General features: G+C 58.6%; 11 protein-coding genes. 1 reads left to right on the forward strand and 10 read right to left on the reverse strand.

Translation table 11 applies throughout. The annotated features are described in order from the left end of the window. Positions 1-117 precede the first annotated feature (117 nt). From OHL21_RS15660 to OHL21_RS15695, 8 genes are all read right to left on the reverse strand, one after another. A complete protein-coding gene (locus OHL21_RS15660; protein WP_263418220.1) occupies positions 118-1569 on the reverse strand; it encodes a sensor histidine kinase in 1452 nt (483 codons plus the stop codon). After that, on the reverse strand, positions 1559-2965 hold the full coding sequence (locus OHL21_RS15665) for a sigma-54-dependent transcriptional regulator (RefSeq protein WP_263418221.1): 1407 nt from the start codon (positions 2963-2965) through the stop codon (positions 1559-1561). The genes OHL21_RS15660 and OHL21_RS15665 overlap by 11 nt, the downstream gene beginning before the upstream one ends. Before the next feature lie 16 nt (positions 2966-2981). Continuing rightward, positions 2982-4880: a TolC family protein gene (locus tag OHL21_RS15670; RefSeq protein ID WP_263418222.1), complete on the reverse strand. Its 1899-nt coding sequence runs from the start codon at positions 4878-4880 to the stop codon at positions 2982-2984. Further along, positions 4877-5584, reverse strand: a complete 708-nt coding sequence (locus OHL21_RS15675) for an ABC transporter ATP-binding protein (RefSeq protein ID WP_263418223.1) — start codon at positions 5582-5584, stop codon at positions 4877-4879. The genes OHL21_RS15670 and OHL21_RS15675 overlap by 4 nt, the downstream gene beginning before the upstream one ends. 19 nt (positions 5585-5603) lie before the next feature. Next, positions 5604-8156, reverse strand: a complete 2553-nt coding sequence (locus OHL21_RS15680) for an ABC transporter permease (RefSeq protein WP_263418224.1) — start codon at positions 8154-8156, stop codon at positions 5604-5606. 64 nt (positions 8157-8220) lie between these two features. After that, the gene (locus OHL21_RS15685) at positions 8221-8586 is read right to left on the reverse strand and encodes a hypothetical protein (RefSeq protein WP_263418225.1); all 366 of its coding nucleotides are present in this window, start codon (positions 8584-8586) and stop codon (positions 8221-8223) included. Between the two features lie 4 nt (positions 8587-8590). Continuing rightward, positions 8591-9301, reverse strand: coding sequence for an ABC transporter ATP-binding protein (locus OHL21_RS15690; RefSeq protein WP_263418226.1), 711 nt, complete (start codon positions 9299-9301; stop codon positions 8591-8593). Between the two features lie 26 nt (positions 9302-9327). After that, positions 9328-10587 carry an efflux RND transporter periplasmic adaptor subunit gene (locus tag OHL21_RS15695; protein ID WP_263418227.1) on the reverse strand — a complete coding sequence of 420 codons (1260 nt, stop codon included), beginning with the start codon at positions 10585-10587 and terminating at the stop codon, positions 9328-9330. A gap of 209 nt (positions 10588-10796) precedes the next feature. Between OHL21_RS15695 and OHL21_RS15700 the strand changes: the two genes are divergently transcribed. Then, on the forward strand, positions 10797-11783 hold the full coding sequence (locus OHL21_RS15700) for a beta-propeller domain-containing protein (RefSeq protein ID WP_263418228.1): 987 nt from the start codon (positions 10797-10799) through the stop codon (positions 11781-11783). A gap of 65 nt (positions 11784-11848) precedes the next feature. Here OHL21_RS15700 and OHL21_RS15705 read toward each other — a convergent pair whose 3' ends face one another. Together OHL21_RS15705 and OHL21_RS15710 are read right to left on the reverse strand one after the other, a co-directional pair. Then, a complete protein-coding gene (locus OHL21_RS15705) occupies positions 11849-12736 on the reverse strand; it encodes a LysR family transcriptional regulator (RefSeq protein ID WP_263418229.1) in 888 nt (295 codons plus the stop codon). An 83-nt stretch (positions 12737-12819) separates the two neighbouring features. Then, the gene (locus OHL21_RS15710; RefSeq protein WP_263418230.1) at positions 12820-15387 is read right to left on the reverse strand and encodes a TonB-dependent receptor; all 2568 of its coding nucleotides are present in this window, start codon (positions 15385-15387) and stop codon (positions 12820-12822) included. Positions 15388-15593 lie beyond the last annotated feature (206 nt).

Here is a 15593-nt window from a genome sequence, read left to right on the forward strand (position 1 = left end):
TGTGAACGGCCACGCGAATCATCGTTGGCGACCACGAAAAATCAAAGACTTCAATCGCGAAGTCACCTGCTGTCATGTCCGGAAGTGAAATGGGACGTCCAGTTCCGGACAGCCCGATCAGAACTTATTCGCGCTGTTTGCAGCCATCTGGGGGAGACCTGCCCGTTCAGCGGTTCCTGCCGGGAGTCGCACTTCGGCAACGCAGCCTGTCACTCCATCCGTACGATTCGCCAACCTCACCGCTCCGGCGTGCCCTTCGGCGATCTGCTGCGCGAGCACCAGTCCTATACCTGTTCCGGTCGGTTTCGTCGTGTAAAAGGGCACAAAGAGATTGCTCGCATTGCTCAACCCTGGACCATTGTCGAGAATGGAGATGGTGACCTCATCGTCAACTCGGCGCCATGCGATGGATACGCTCGCAGTGGCTGCATTCTCGGCCTCCGGGCCTAACGCAGCTTCGGTTGCATTGCGCACAAGATTGATGAGCGCCTGCTGCAACTGATCGGCGTCGGCCTGGATGACACACTCTTCGCCATCGATCACGCGTACGCGAAGCCGGGTCTCCAGCTTGGCGACTCTCTGGAGCAGACTATTGATCTCCACGGGAGCAAGACGTGGAGCAGGCAAGCCCATTAACTGACGGTAGGCCTGCAGAAATCGATTGAGTGATTCGGAACGATCTTCGATAACCTCGAGGCCGCGATCGAAGTCTTCCAGATCCGCGGCGCTAATACCTGGCCGCAACTGTCCGCGCAGACTGGCGGCAATGGACTTGATCGGCGTGAGGGAATTATTGATCTCGTGGCCAAGCACGCGGATCAGCCGCTTCCACGCCAATCGTTCTTCTTCTCGTAACGCAGAACTTACATCGGCCAGCACCAGCAATTGATGAGGAATGCCGTGAAGACGAAAGCCGGTGCGCTTCACCATCCATCGACCGGGCTGAGCGCTGGTATCCATCGTGAGCAGATCTTCATCGGCAGCGCCGGAGAAACGCTCCAGACCCAGCTCCTGGGCGGTGCGTCCCAGCGCGGTGCGTATCTCCAGCCCAAAGACATGCTCTGCCGCCGTATTCAGCAGCTTCAAACGCCCATCCGGGTCGAACGCCATGACCGGCGACTGCATGGAGTCGACGACGCGCTCAACAAGGGCAATCGCCTCCAGAGCACCAGCCCGTTGGGACTGCAGCATATTGGCCAGGGCATTGATCTCGATGGCGAGATCGCCGATTGCATCTTCGCGTCGCGCACCTCGTGCACGGAAGGAATAATCGTCTTCCCGCAGCGCCGCTACGACGTTGGTCAGTGTCTGCAGAGGACGCGTGATCTGCTCCATCGCGATCGAGGCGAGAAAGGCCCAGAGCAACAGATAGAAGGCGAGCAGGATGCCTGTCACAATCGGATCGACGGCATTGGCGTATAACAACCACCAGCAGAGGACCATGCCGGGAGTTCCGAACAGCCAGAAGAGCATCCGTAGACGCGCCTCAAAACTCAGCCGCCTTCCCGAACGCTGTAACGGAATGCGTTGTATCGTCGGTCCGCTCGCGGGCTGGTGGTCAGAGTCCATACTTTTCGATACGGCGATAGAGCGCTCCGCGGCTTAGGCCCAGGGCATCCGCTGCATGGCTCACATTTCCGTTTGCACGGGCGAGCGCCTTCCGAATAAGAATAGCCTCAACGGCTTCAAGACTCATCTCGTCAAGGCTCTGTGAAGCAGTGCTGCGATGCTGCGCCTGCAGACCGAGGTTTGACGCTTCAATCCGGGTTCCTCGCGCCATCAGCACGGCACGTTCCACCGTATGGTCGAGTTCGCGGACATTCCCCGGCCAGCCATATTGCAGCATCTGTTGCAGGGCATTTGCTTCGAAGCCCTCAAGCTGACGACGGTAGCGGGCGGCGTACTTTGCGAGGAAGTGTGCTGCCAGCGCGGGAATATCTTCACGTCGATCGCGCAGCGGCGGAAGAGAGATCTCGACCGTATTCAGCCGGAAGAGCAGATCTTCGCGGAACCGGCCAGCCTCGCATTCGGCGCGCAGGTCGGCATTGGTCGCCGACAGCATGCGTACATTCACCTTCTGGGTGCGCGACGATCCAACGCGCTCCATCTCTCCGGTCTCGAGTACGCGCAGCAGCTTGGACTGCTGGCGGACAGGGATATTGGCAATCTCATCCAGGAAGAGCGTTCCGCCGCTCGCAAGCTCAAAACGACCAATACGGTCGGTACGGGCATCGGTAAAGGCGCCCTTCACATGGCCGAACAGCTCACTCTCAAAGGTACCTTCGGGAAGAGCGCCGGTATTGACGGCAACCATGGCGCGGTCGGAGCGGTTCGAGAGCCGATGTAGTGTCTGGGCGACAACTTCCTTGCCGGTGCCGTGTTCGCCGGTAATCAGCACATTGGCGTCGGAAGGGCCTATGCGTGCCATCATCTCGACCACACCGCGCATGGCCGGCGCCGAAGCGATGAAGTCCGGAGCACCTGAAGTACGAAGGAGACGGTTTTCCGCCTCCAGCTTTTGCATGCGCCGCTGGCTGCGATAGAGCTCTGTCTGCGTGCGGAGAACGTTCAGCAGGCGGGCGTTCTCCCAGGGCTTCTGGATGAAGTCGCTGGCTCCCCGGCGCATCGCTTCGACGGCAAGATCGATGTTGCCCCACGCCGTCATGACGATGACTGGAAGCTGTGCGTCGATCTCTTTGATACGGGCAACCAGCTCCAGTCCTTCCTGGCCGGAGGTGGTATCACGCTCGTAGTTCAGGTCGATGAGGACGCCGTCGAACTCCTCATGCGCAATCGCTTCCAGTGCCAGAGCCGGGGTTCGAACCAGCTCCAGATCGTAGCCTTCGGGTTTGAGAAGCAGGCGAATGGCCTCAAGAATATGCGGCTGATCGTCGGCGACAAGTAGTTTGCCGGCCTGCCTTCGATCCGATCCTTTCGCATCCGAAACCATTACTGCCTCTGCCATATATCAATCCAACTATTTACTGTCCGCCCGGAATAGTTCCGGTTCTCGCTGATTCTATCGAAATGTTGTGCGATTCCAGTGTGACACCCAGGGTCCGGTCGAGCTCGACCTTTGCCTTCTGGTAGGCCGTCATCGCGGCCACCAGGGTGGACTCGGCCGTGGAGAGGTCGCGGCGAGCGGTGAGTGTCTGCAGATTTGAGCCAGCGCCCAGCTCCTGCTCCTTGGCGGTGATATCGAAGGTACGCTGTGCGAGATCACGCGCCTTGCGGGCGGACTCCACGCGGGCACGGCTCTGTTGTAATGTGTACTGCGCGTTGCGCACTTCGATGCGGATCTGTTTTTTCAGCTCTTGAGTGCGCAGCTCCGCCTGGCGCGTTTCCAGCTCTGCGCGGTATTGGTCTGACTTGGCAACCCTGTTGCGGATAGGGATATTGACGTTGAGACCGACATAGTAATCCGGAGCGGAGTTGTTGAAGGCGCCATTTACCGCTCCATGCCAGTCCATGGGTTGGGTAGACGCAACACCTGCGGAGGGATTCGGCGGACCTGCCAAACCGCTGCCACCGTAAAACGCTGTGAGCGAGATGGTAGGAAGCAGAGCATTGCGTGCTGCGCCAAGGCTGATGCCGCGGTTTTGCAGGTCGATATCCGACTCAATCAGTTCAATGCGGTTTTTCAGCGCGAGTGCAATGCTGTCAGCGGTTGCGGCGGAGGCGGCGTCGGGCGCGTTATCGACTGAGCTGGAGTCGGTCGGTTTCACTGGCATCGCTTCCAGGGTCGGGTCATCGAGGTTCTTTGTCAGAGCATTCTTGATCAACAGCTCCTGGAACTGCAGGGTTGTCTTCGCCACGGTAAGGTCCTGCTCCCGATTGGCGACTTCAGCCTCGTCCTTGAGCACATCCATCGCGGGAATTGCCTGGAGAGCGAGCTCCTTGCGCGCACTGTCCAGCGTCTGCTGTGCGAATGCGAGGGTGCTGCTCTTCACCTGTTCATCTTCATAAGCGGCAACCAGGTCCCAGTACATATTGGCAATCTGGGTAATGGTGCTGACTACCTGCAACTTGAAAGCCTCATCGGAGATCTTCCGGTTATTCTTCGCGATGCGCAGATAACGGAGATTCGGCCCGAAGCCGAAGCCGGCCAGCAACTGCTGTTGCAGCGCGACGCGATAGTAGGTATTCAGCGTGGGATTGAGGTAGCTGCGCGGGCTGTTAGTCGCGGTGCGGTCATTGTTGAAGACTGCCGAAAACGTCGTGCCGGTGGGGAAGGCCTGCGAGTAGCCGATGTTACCCGTTATCGTGTTCAGCTGCAGTTCCTGCACGCCATAGGTAGAGATATTCGACAGCGGCTGCGTATAGTGTTCGACATTGGCGGTGCCGGTAAGGGAGGGATCGAACGACGGCACATTGGTGCCGGTACCGAGTGTCGACTGCACCAGGCCGGACGCGCCCGATCCCGCTCCGCCTGCGCCACCCGAAGTTCCACCGGCGCCAGCTCCTGCTGCCCCTGTACCGAAACCTCCAACGCCTCCGCCCGGTGTGTTCTGTACGACGCCGGTGTTGACGCCGCGGAACGATCCGCCGGCGCGGGTGCGGAGAACGTCAGCTTCGGCAATCGGCAGGTTGTAACGCGCGATTGCCAGGTCGAGGTTGTTCTCCAATGCGAGTGTGATCGCGTCCTTCAGGCTGAGCTCCAGCACGCCATTGTGGATCAATTGATCGATGCGCGGCGTATTGGAGAGGTTCGGAGGGGGAACGCTCACCGCGCGATAGGTATTGATCGGGTTGCTGGAGTGAGGAATATCCAGACGTAACGCCGGTGACGGCGCCTGTGATGTTGGCGCTGCGTTCTGTGCTGTTGCCGTGACACTCACCGCCGCCAGCAGTGCGGCCGATCCCAGTCTTCTTCCGATCACGAACGTACCTCCTGCAGCGGAGGTTGTGCCGTGCCGGCGGTGTCGGAGTGGACCCAGCCGTCGCGCAGTTCGATAATGCGTGTGCCGTAGGCGGCGTTCGTTTCAGAGTGTGTGACCTGTACGATCGTCGTGCCTTCCTGATTCAGTTGCCGAAACATCTCCATAATCTCTTGTGCCTGTTTTGAGTGCAGATTGCCTGTCGGTTCGTCGGCGAGCAGCAGTGCCGGCTTATGAATCATGGCGCGGGCGATGCCTACCAGTTGCTGCTGTCCGCCGGAGAGTTGGTGCGGGTAGAGGTCCTTTTTTGCGACTATCTGAAAGCGGTCAAGCGTGTCTGCCACCATCGCTTGCCGCTCGCTGCGCGGGATGTCTTTGTAGGACAAGGGAAGGTCGATGTTCTCGGCCACCGTCATGTCATCCAGCAGGTGATAGCTCTGGAAGACCATACCGATCTTCTGCCGGGCGAGGTCGGCCCGCTGTTTACGATTCAAACGGTGTACGGCTACGCCATCGAAGTCGAACTCACCCTTCCACTGGTCATCGAGCATCGCGAGTACGTTCAGCAATGACGACTTGCCCGCACCCGAAGGGCCCATGATGGTGACAAACTCCCACGGTTGGATGGTTAGCGAGATTCGCCGCAGCACCCAGGTCTCGGTACCGCCTGCGCGGTAACTCCGCTCCACATTCCTTAGGTCAATCATTGTGTCTCCAGTTGCTTTACTACTCTGTTCGCAATGCTTTTACGGGATCGGTTGATGCGGCTCGTTGGGCGGGAATCAACCCTGCCAGCAGCGCTGCGATCGTCAGCACCAGGACAGAGCCAGTCATGACCATGGCATCATGGCCGCCGACGTTGTAAAGCTGCGACTGCACAAGACGAACGCAAAGCCACGCGGCAGGAATGCCGATGGCCAGGCCGATGATGGCTTGAAGCATTGCCTCGCGCATTACCATGGCAACTACGTTGCCGCGTCCCGCGCCCAGAGCCATGCGTACCCCGATCTCGGGTGTGCGTCGCGCGACGGAGTAAGCGGTAACGCCATAGAGTCCAACCGCAGCAAGCATCAGCGCCAGCAGGCTGAACATTAGCGTGAGCCGGGCAATCATCCGCTCCTGGTCAAACTGGCCACGGACCTGCGCCTCGAAGGTGTTGTAGTCCACCACGGTGAGATTCGGGTTGATATTGGCCAGGGTCCGGCGCACCTGTGATTCCAGGTTACCCACCTGGCCCTTGGTTGTGAGCATGATGGCTCCGGCATACAGAGACCGGGTATCGGTCTGCGACTTCGTATGCGCCACCTGTAATAACGGCCGGAAGTACATGGCTCTCGTAGGCCGGCGCAGATCGTTGTACTTGATGTCGGAGACAACGCCGACGATCTCCCAGTCGCCCACACTCTCCATGCCGGAGATGCCGAAATGTGCTCCGAGGGGGTTCTCTCCATTCGAGAAAAACTTCTTCACGAAAGCTTCATTTACGACAACGACCGGGAGGGAAGTCGCAGTGTCCTGCGCTGTAATTCCGCGGCCACGCAACACACGATGACCAACGATATCGAAGTACTCCGGTCCTACGCGCAACCATGAGGCGCCGTTCTTTGCCTGAGCGCCAGGCTCAGGACGTCCCTGGATATATACACCCTCTCCCCAGTTGTTACCTTCGAGCGGCGTGTAAAGTGACAGAGCTGCTTTGTCTACGCCGGGTAGCGCATGCAGATCATTGATGATTTTGTCGTAGAGACCTTGAAGCTGCTCCTGCTTGTAGCCTGCGCTCTCAGGACTGAAGTGCACCACGACGCGATTCTGGGTGACGACACCGAAGTCCTGGTTCTCCAGCTTGCTCAGGCTCTTCGCCATCAGCCCCGCACCAACCAGCAGAATCAGAGAGAGCGCAGCCTGCAGAATCACCAATGACCGCTGCAGCCAACCCGACCGGTCTGATGTAGTGCGATTCGACCCCCGCAGGGCATCGGCCGGCTGCGAGTGTGACGTGACCCATGCGGGCGCTACACCGAAGATCAGGCCTGTGAGAAGAGAAAGCGCGAAGGCGAACCCAAGTACCACCAGAGAGGGCGTCGCCTCGATAGGAAGGCTCTGCGCATGGGGAAACGCCATTGCCAACAGAACCTTGGTTCCGGCATAGGCAACGAGAAGCCCGGCAAGGCCGCCGAGACAGGAGAGCACGACGCTTTCTGTGAGCATCTGCCGGATAAGCCTTGCGCGTTGCGCTCCCAGAGCCATGCGAATGGAGGTTTCAGCTCTGCGCGCCATACCGCGCACCAGCATCAGGTTGGCGATGTTGGCGCAGGCGATCAGCAGCACGAGTGCCGAGACCGTGATCAGCATCTTCAGGCCGACGCCGTACTCCTGCTGCATATTTTCGATACCCGCGCCACCTGGGGTAAGAACCACATGCGCACCCGCCAGATCCGCCTGCCGGTCCTGGCGCTGATAGAGCGGCAAGGTTGCGAGATAGTTGCGAAGCGAGGCGCTCATCTTTGCCTCGAGCTGTTTCAGATCCGTCCCGGGCTTGATCTTCCCCAGAAGGTAGAGCCAGTTTGCATCTCTACGGTGCAGCAGACTGGTAGGGTTCCCAGGGCCGAAGTTCGGCTCCATCACCATGGGGATGTAGAAGTCCGGCGGTGCTGAAGTCATGCGATCGCCATAGAAGGATGGAGGCGTAATGCCGAGAATTGTGACCGGATAGGTGTTCAGTACGAAGGTGCTTCCTACAACGGAAGGATCGCTGGCGTAGTCACGTTGCCAGGCCTGATAGCTCATGACAACACCCATCGGTGCTCCCTGCACATCGTCCGAGGGAAGGATGAGTCGTCCTGCATAGGGCTGCAGGCCCAGCACCTGAAAGTAGTTGCCTGTCACTACCTCGCCGCGCTCAGCACGCGGAAGATCGCCAGGCTTGTTGCTTCTCGCTGTTACGCCGGCATAGCCAACGCCTGCCTGCATGGCTGCCAGGCTCTCAAACTCGGGTGTGTTTTCGCGCAGGTGCTGATAAAGCTCAAAGGCGAAGATCGAATAGTCGCGTTGGTCGGGAACGCCGCCCTCAACGCAGCAATCGTCTGTATCGCCGACACGCACCAGAAGTTTGGGGTCGGAGACGGGAAGATTCTTGAGCAGCACGGCGTGCACCAGCGTGAAGATCGCCGCATTGGCGCCGATGCCCAAAGCCAGGGTCACGATCGCGGTGATGGTGAATCCAGGCGACTTTCTGAGCTGCCGCAGCGCGAACTTGATGTCCTGCACCAGTCGATTCATCGTGCACCTCTCCTTCACCGGCTGAGAATCCGGTCAATGTGTACCGCATGCAAGGGGTTCAGTCTTAAGCAACGCTTCTTGCCATGGGGCAAGGGTTTCCGGCAGGCGCTCCGGGGAGTTCCCTGAGTAGAGGAAGCGTCGGCGCAGATGGCACGCTCAGCCGGAGAGACAGGCTTCCCAGCCTTGCATCAAAGGAGAGGCGCGATAACGTAGCTTTGGACGATTGCGTGCTGTTCCGGTCGTGTGCCACGGCCTGCAGCACGGTGTCCTCGCCGTAGGTAACGACCAGGCTTACCCGGTCTGCCTCGGTATTGCTAATGGTGGTTGCATGGATAGAAAGGCTGGACAGCAGCCCGATCAACACAAGCGCCGCTGCTGTCCAGGGTGTGAGATACAGTGAGTCGCCTGCATCTTTCAACAAATTACGCATGGCATTAAACCTCCGCCATCAGATGGCTCAGCTCACCCTCCGCGACGACCTTGCCGTCGAAGAGGTGAATCTGTCGTTCGGCATGTGCGGCAAAGCGTGGATCGTGCGTCACCATGCAGATGGTGGCGCCTTCGTCATGCAGCTCTTTCAGCAATTGCATGACGGCTTCACCATTTTTGGAGTCAAGGTTTCCGGTAGGCTCGTCGGCCAGAAGGATAGAGGGTGAGCCGGCAAGAGCGCGTGCGACGGCAACACGCTGCTGCTGACCGCCCGAGAGCTGCGCGGGATAGTGCCGCATGCGGTGCGCCATGTTGACACGTTCGAGCGATTCCTGCACACGCTTCTTGCGCTCTGCAACCGGCATGCCGCTACGGTAGGTGAGTGGGAGTTCTACGTTTTCGGCAACAGTTAGGTCGCCGATCAGATTGAAGCTCTGGAAGATGAACCCGATCTCCTGATTACGGATGCGTGACCGGTCGGAGAAGTTGAGATTCGCGACTTCCTTTCCATTCAACTGGTAGCGTCCGCTCGTCGGGGTATCCAGAAGACCGATGATTGAGAGCAGCGTTGATTTGCCGCAGCCGGATGGACCGGACATGGCCACGTATTCGCCGCGCTGGATCTGCATGTGGACGCCGGACAGTGCATGCGTCTCGATCTCGTCGGTATAGAAGACCTTGGTGAGCTGCTCGATCTCGATAATCGTCTCTGCCATCTAATCTCTCCTTGTCGCTTCGCTGCCTATTCCAGGCGAATTCTGTCTGTGTTCTCCCATCGGCTCATGTCCGAAAGGATCACGGTGTCTCCGGCCTGCAATCCTTCTATGACCTGGATTGCGTTCACCGATGCTTTGCCTACCTTGACCGGAACCCGAACTGCGGTCTTTCCATCAGGTCCCAGGCGGAAAAGACTGATCGTGCTGTTCTCGTTGCCGAATGCGGGACGGCCCACAAACAGTACGTTGGACAGCCGGTCTAGATCAATTTCGCCATCGACGCTGAGGTCCGGACGCGCTCCCTGCGGAAGAGCGCCTGCTAGTTCTACGTCAACGGTCACGGTTCCGTTCACTACGGCTGGGTCAATTCGCATTACTTTGCCGGGGATGACACCGTTATGGGTGTCGATCTCAGCGGGCTGGCCGATCTGGATATCGCGCGCCTGGGTCTCAGCGATCTTCAGGCTGGCTTTCAGCTGGTCAGGCTGGACGACTTTGGCGAGGGTCGTGCCCGGCGCCACGTGTTCGCCCACCTGGTGGGGAAGGTCGACGAGGACACCGCTGATGCCGGCCCGGACGCTGAGGGCATCCTGCTGCCGCTGTTTCAGGGCAAGCAGCGCTCGCGCCTGATCCACCTTGGTCTGCTGGACGGCAATCTGCGTCTCGATCGCCTTCTCATTGACGGTGATCCGCTTCTTCTCAATCTCGTCGCGCGTCGTAAGCTCATCGGCCTTGCCCTTGGAGGCGCTGTAGGTCAGACCGCTGATTACGCCCAGATCGAAGAGCGATTTGTCTGTCTGAGCCTGCAATTTCGCCTGTTTGTAGTCGGCGCTGACGGTTGCGGCTGCAGCCTTCTGTGTCATGAGATCGCTGTCGAGCTTCGCCTTTACGTTCATCAGGTCGGTCTGCGCCGCCTTCCACTGCAGTTCAGCATCCAGCAACTCCTGCTGCACGGTTGGATCGACCAGGTCCATCAGGATCGTGTCCGGCTCGACCTTCGCGCCGGGAAGAACCCGGATGCGGACAACGGTCGCTTCCGTCTCGGAGGGGATCAGGCGAATTCGATCTTCACGTGGAACCAGCGTGCCCGGACCGCGCACCTGGCGGAGCAGCGGTCCCTGCTTTACGGTGTCCGTCCACACGGTCGCGCGGTCAACGGTTGGCGCGGCAGGCTTCAGGCGGGAAACAGCCCATCCCACGACCGACAGCACCAGGACCAGAACGCCACCCAGGATCCACTGCCGCCGCTGCTTTTTTAGCCTGATATCAGGTCTTTGGATGTCCATACGTAGAAATACTGGAGCACCTTTTGTGCCAAATTAACTCAAGCGATATCAACAAGTTGCGAGTGCTCCTTCAATGCTGTGGTGTCCGCAAACGCATCCTTGTGTCCGGAAATGGACAGGAGCGAATTAGTTTTCTCGTGCTTGAAGGATGTGTCTTCGTAGCAGAGAATGGCTGACGTTCGCCATTTCATCCGTTTCCGCGAGAACACATGTTTCCATCCCGATCCCTCGGCATGATCTTCGTTGTCCTGTGGGCTTACGGAACACAGGCACAAGTTTCTGCGCCTTCTTCCATATCGCTTCCTGGGAAAGGTCTTGCCGGTCACGATTTTCTCTATGCCGGCGAATCTCGTGACCGAAAGGTCTTTCTCATCCGACGCGGCAAAATCGACTGGAACTACGACGACCCCCAAGGGAAGGGAGAGATCAGCGACGCCGTTTTGCTTTCAAGCGGCAACCTTCTCATTGCTCATCAGTACGGCGTTAAGCTCATCTCGCCTGAGAAGAAGATTCTGTGGAGTTATGATCCGCCCGCCGGCCACGAAGTTCATACCGCGGTTCCTATCGGTGCGTCTCATGTGCTCTACATCCAGAACGGCGATCCCTCCGCTTTACTGCGCGTGGTCAATACCAACACCGGCGCGGTTGAAAAAGAGCTCACGCTCGCCGTCAAACATCCGGTTCATGTTCATACCCAGTTCCGGCATGCTCGGCTGACGGTCCAGGGAACGCTGCTTGTCGCTCACATGGATCTGAATAAGGTTGTAGAGTACGACGCGGGCGGCAACGAACTCTGGTCGTTTCCGGCCACCAGTCCCTGGGGTGTTTCGCCGCTGGAGAATGGCAACGTCCTGATCACCGACCGCGTCGGTGTCCGGGAAGTAACCCGCCGCGGAGATACCGTGTGGTCCTTTACTCCGGCGGAAGCGCCTGAGTATCACTTCACCAGCCTGCAGCAGGCGTGGCGATTGCCGAACGGAAATACCGTCATCAACAACTGGGTCAATGAATGGAGCAAGAACTATGCGACGGCTGGGCCGCATACTATCCAGGCCATCGAGGTTACGCCGGAGAAGGAGGTCGTGTGGGCGTTGCGGGAGTGGGATCCTCCCACAAACCTGGGCCCCTCGACCACTCTTCAGTTTCTGGATCAGCCTTCCGCTCCGGAGGCAGTCCACTTCGGTGAGATCCAATAGACGGGACTCGCCGATATAGCAATATAAGCCGGATGCCATCCAAACGGCTGCGGAAGGTGGAGAAATCAGATCTCCGCCATCGCGGGCTCCGGATGAGAGCGGAGATGCTCCCGAGCAATCCGGATAAAGGTCTCGGCCTCTGGGGTAGTTCTGCGCGGATAGAGAAAGTATCCCTTGGCGTCTTCTTCGAAGTCGCGCAACTCTGAGAGTTGCAGCATCTTCGAGCCCACGGTGCTGGGCAAAATGGCGGCGGCCACGCCCGCCTGCACCACGTTCAGGATGGTGGCAATGTCATCGATCTCCATGATGACCTGGGCCTTCACCTTCAATCGCCGCAATGTATCGTCGATCAGCGTGCGCGTTCCGCAGGTACGGGGAGGCAAGACCAGCGGTTGACGGCAGAACTCTTCCAGGGTGAGATTCTCGGGTATTGCCAGATCTCGTGAAGAGAAGCCCACCATGCGCGTTCTGAAGACAACTTCCCGAACAAAGAGCGGGGAGTCAGGAAGTTCGAGTCCCAAACAAAGATCAAATCGCTCATTCTCGAGCCCGCGGATAAGATGCTTGGATAAGCTCCGGGTCACGCTGACCTGTACATCCGGATGCGCTTTATGAAAGGCAAGAAGATCCGGAGGCAATAGCTGCACGGAAGCAGTAATGCTGATTCCGAGGCGAAGCGTCTTGTCTGCGCCCTCGCCTAGGCGGCGAACCGCGGCATGCCCGGCGTCGTACATCGCACTGATTCGTTTGGCATAGACCAGGAAAGCCCGGCCCGATTCAGAGAGCTCCAGGCCGCGAGGCGACCGGTGAAAGAGTGTAGTTCCAAGCTCGCGCTCTACCTGCTGAAGCTGCTGGGTCAAGCGGGGCTGCGAAGTCGCAAGCTCTTCCGCCGCCGCTGAGATGGAACCGGCTTGCTCCAATACCAGCAGCATCTTCAGATGGTTAAGGTTCATCGATCCCTCGGGTGCTCGTTTTATATCGGTATAAGAGCATACCGGAGGCGCAAGAATATCAATCAGAAAATCTGCAGCAGGGCTCAGAACGTATACCGGATTGATACTGTCATGGCGCGGGGCGTCAGGAAGTGTGTTCCGGAAAACGTCGAGAGATAGTTGTACAGAGCGCTGGTATTGTTCAAATTGACGATATCGAGCCGTATGCCCACGCTCTGTTTTTCGCGAGAGATCAGATCGTCTTTGCCGATGGAGAGATCGACGGTATTGCGAACGGCGATGCGGGAAGGATTGCGGTCCGCGTCATACGTGCCTGGAAGTGGAATGCGAATGCGGGTCGCACGGATCGCTCTATCGCAGGAACGAATTGGCGCGGAGACTGTTGCAAAGACTCCGCCACAGTGAAGACCCATCTGTTGCTGTTCATCTCCGCTGCGTTTGAGCACTGTGGGAATGTCAGGTGTGGCGACCGAAACCAGCCCTCCATCGTAGCGGTAGGATGCATTGATCCACTGGCCGCGCCTGCCGAACTGATAACGCGCGTTGAGATTCATTGCCAGGCCCTCGTCGTGGTCTGGCCGCACAACGTCGCTGTACGGTGCACTGAAGCTGACGCCTCCCAACTGCGGACCAAAGAGGCGAGATCGCGTATGGCTCACGGTGACGAAGCCGGCGAATCCTCTATAGGGACGAAGAGTTACCCGCACCAGCCCACCGTCGATCTTGGACTTTGCAAATTGCGTGGGGAAGGTCAGCGGGCTATTAAGGAGCACATCGAAGTCGTAAGCGCCGTAGGTGAATTTCCAGAGATACTCTCCGGTGAAGGAGACGCGTTTCAGGTCCGTAGTGAAGCCGATATTGAACTGGTTTCTGGTTGCGGTGCTGAGAACGTGCGAATCCGAGGCTCCGAGGGTCGCTGATGGCGATCCCGGACCATTGGAACTGGCCACGATGAGGTTCTCGTTGTACGGCGTCAGGAAGACGCGGGAATAGTCTCCTCGGAAGGTGGTGCGGATGCGCTGGACTCCGTAGGTTATTCCCACGCGAGGCTGGATACCGTTCGTGCTCACCATGCCGTTGTACTTGTCGTAGCGCAGGCCAAGCTTGAATTGAAGCTGTCCTAAGCGAATGAAGTCCTGTCCGAAGAGGGCTAGCTGCTTAATGTCGGTTCTGCCGCGGAACGAGTAAATGGAGCCTCCGCGGGTGAGATCGACCGAGAGCAGGCCTGGGAGGTAGTCGGCGTTGGCTGTGAGTCCGGCCTTGGCGCATTGCGAAGGATCGTGCACCGTGGTGTCGGAGGACGGCGAGCCATCCGCGCCCAGGCATGGACTGTTATAAGTAGGGTCGGTCAGCCCTGTCGCGAACTGCTCCGTCAGGAACGTGTGCTTATATTCGCCTCCGGCAACAAGATTATGCCGGCGGTGGGTATAGGTGAACTCCGTGCGTGTTCCCGCATTGGTCAGGCGGCGGGCCTGCGCCAGATATGCCGGAGAGTCGGAGAAGATATCTCCGGAGGGGCGATAGCGAACCTTATCCTGCCGCACCCAGAAGTTGATGCGGTGGAAGGCGTGATCGTTGAAGGTATGAACCAGTTGCGGAGCGACGTTGAAGCTTACGATCGTCTGCCGCTGATTTTGTCCGAGCGTCTGCTGGTCAAAGGTGTTCGGAGTCTGGAACCATGAGTGGCTCAGACTGGTACTTAGTTGGAGAATCGTCCGATCCGTCAGACGATAATCAAATCGCTGGAAGGCGTTTTCTGCGTTGCCATTTGCATGCAGGTTCACAGTTTCCGGCGTGTCGAGAAAACGTGCGCTGTTCACCGCATCCGCGGCGGTGAAGGAGCCAAAACGTTGCGTTCCAAATCCGAGGCTGGCGCTCGCATTGCTGGTCGAGAAGGAGCCGCGGCTGAACTGGAGCGTTCCCGAAGGCTTGCGCTGATCCAGTCCGGATCGCGTCTGAGCCGCGATGATCATGCTGGTTTTGTCGCCCACATCCGCACCCGGAGCACCTTCGCGCACATCGACCGACTGCAGTGTGTTGAGCGACACCTGTGTCGAAAAGGTACGGCTTTGCTGATCCGTGATCGGCTGGCCATCGACAAAGAAAGATGCTTCCGCATGATCGCCGAGGGGATGGAAGGACCCGTTGGAGTCGGCCGAGACTCCCGGTGTCGTCATGGTGATGAGGGAACTGAAGGGAGCACTCACGCTCTGTGAAGGCATGCGATCGATCTCCTCTGGCGTGATGAACACATGCGCCGGTGCTGCCGGCTCTTCGGCAATGTCTGTTGCTGCAACCGTGACCTCGCCGCTGGCGGCGGCTCCAAGCGGAATGGTCAGATGAATCGGGGCGCCCTGATAGGAAACAGCCTGCTGCGCTGATCCAAAACCAATGGCCTCAACTCCCAGGCGGTACTCGCCGGTGGTGAGCTGAAGAAACGCGAATCCACCATCAGGGCCGGCAACCTGCTTTCGTTCCGCGCCGCTTCTCTCAAAGGTGAGAGTCAGCCTCGCCCCTGGAAGCGCGGCGCCGGTGGCATCGGTAACCACTCCTGAGAGAGCCGCAGAGATGCCGCTCTGTGCAGAGAGAAAGGCGTCGAGCAGGAACAGAAGAGCGAGCGCCAGGGCGGAAGTGAGTCTGAGCCGGATCATTTAGGTGGGCCTAAGTTGATATTTAGGCTAGCCTAAATATCAGAGAAAGGGAACACCGTGCGCGAAAAATTACTCTCCGTTCACTAAAGCGGGCGGACCGGATGCCGGCGGTCGCAAGTTTGCAGTGAGTTTTACGTTGCGATGGAAGCACTACGTGGCCGGTAGTATGTGGGGAGCAGCGTCCTTTGTAGAAGATACGCTCTGGT

The sequence above is a fragment of the Terriglobus albidus genome, assembly GCF_025685425.1.
Taxonomy (GTDB): domain Bacteria; phylum Acidobacteriota; class Terriglobia; order Terriglobales; family Acidobacteriaceae; genus Terriglobus; species Terriglobus albidus.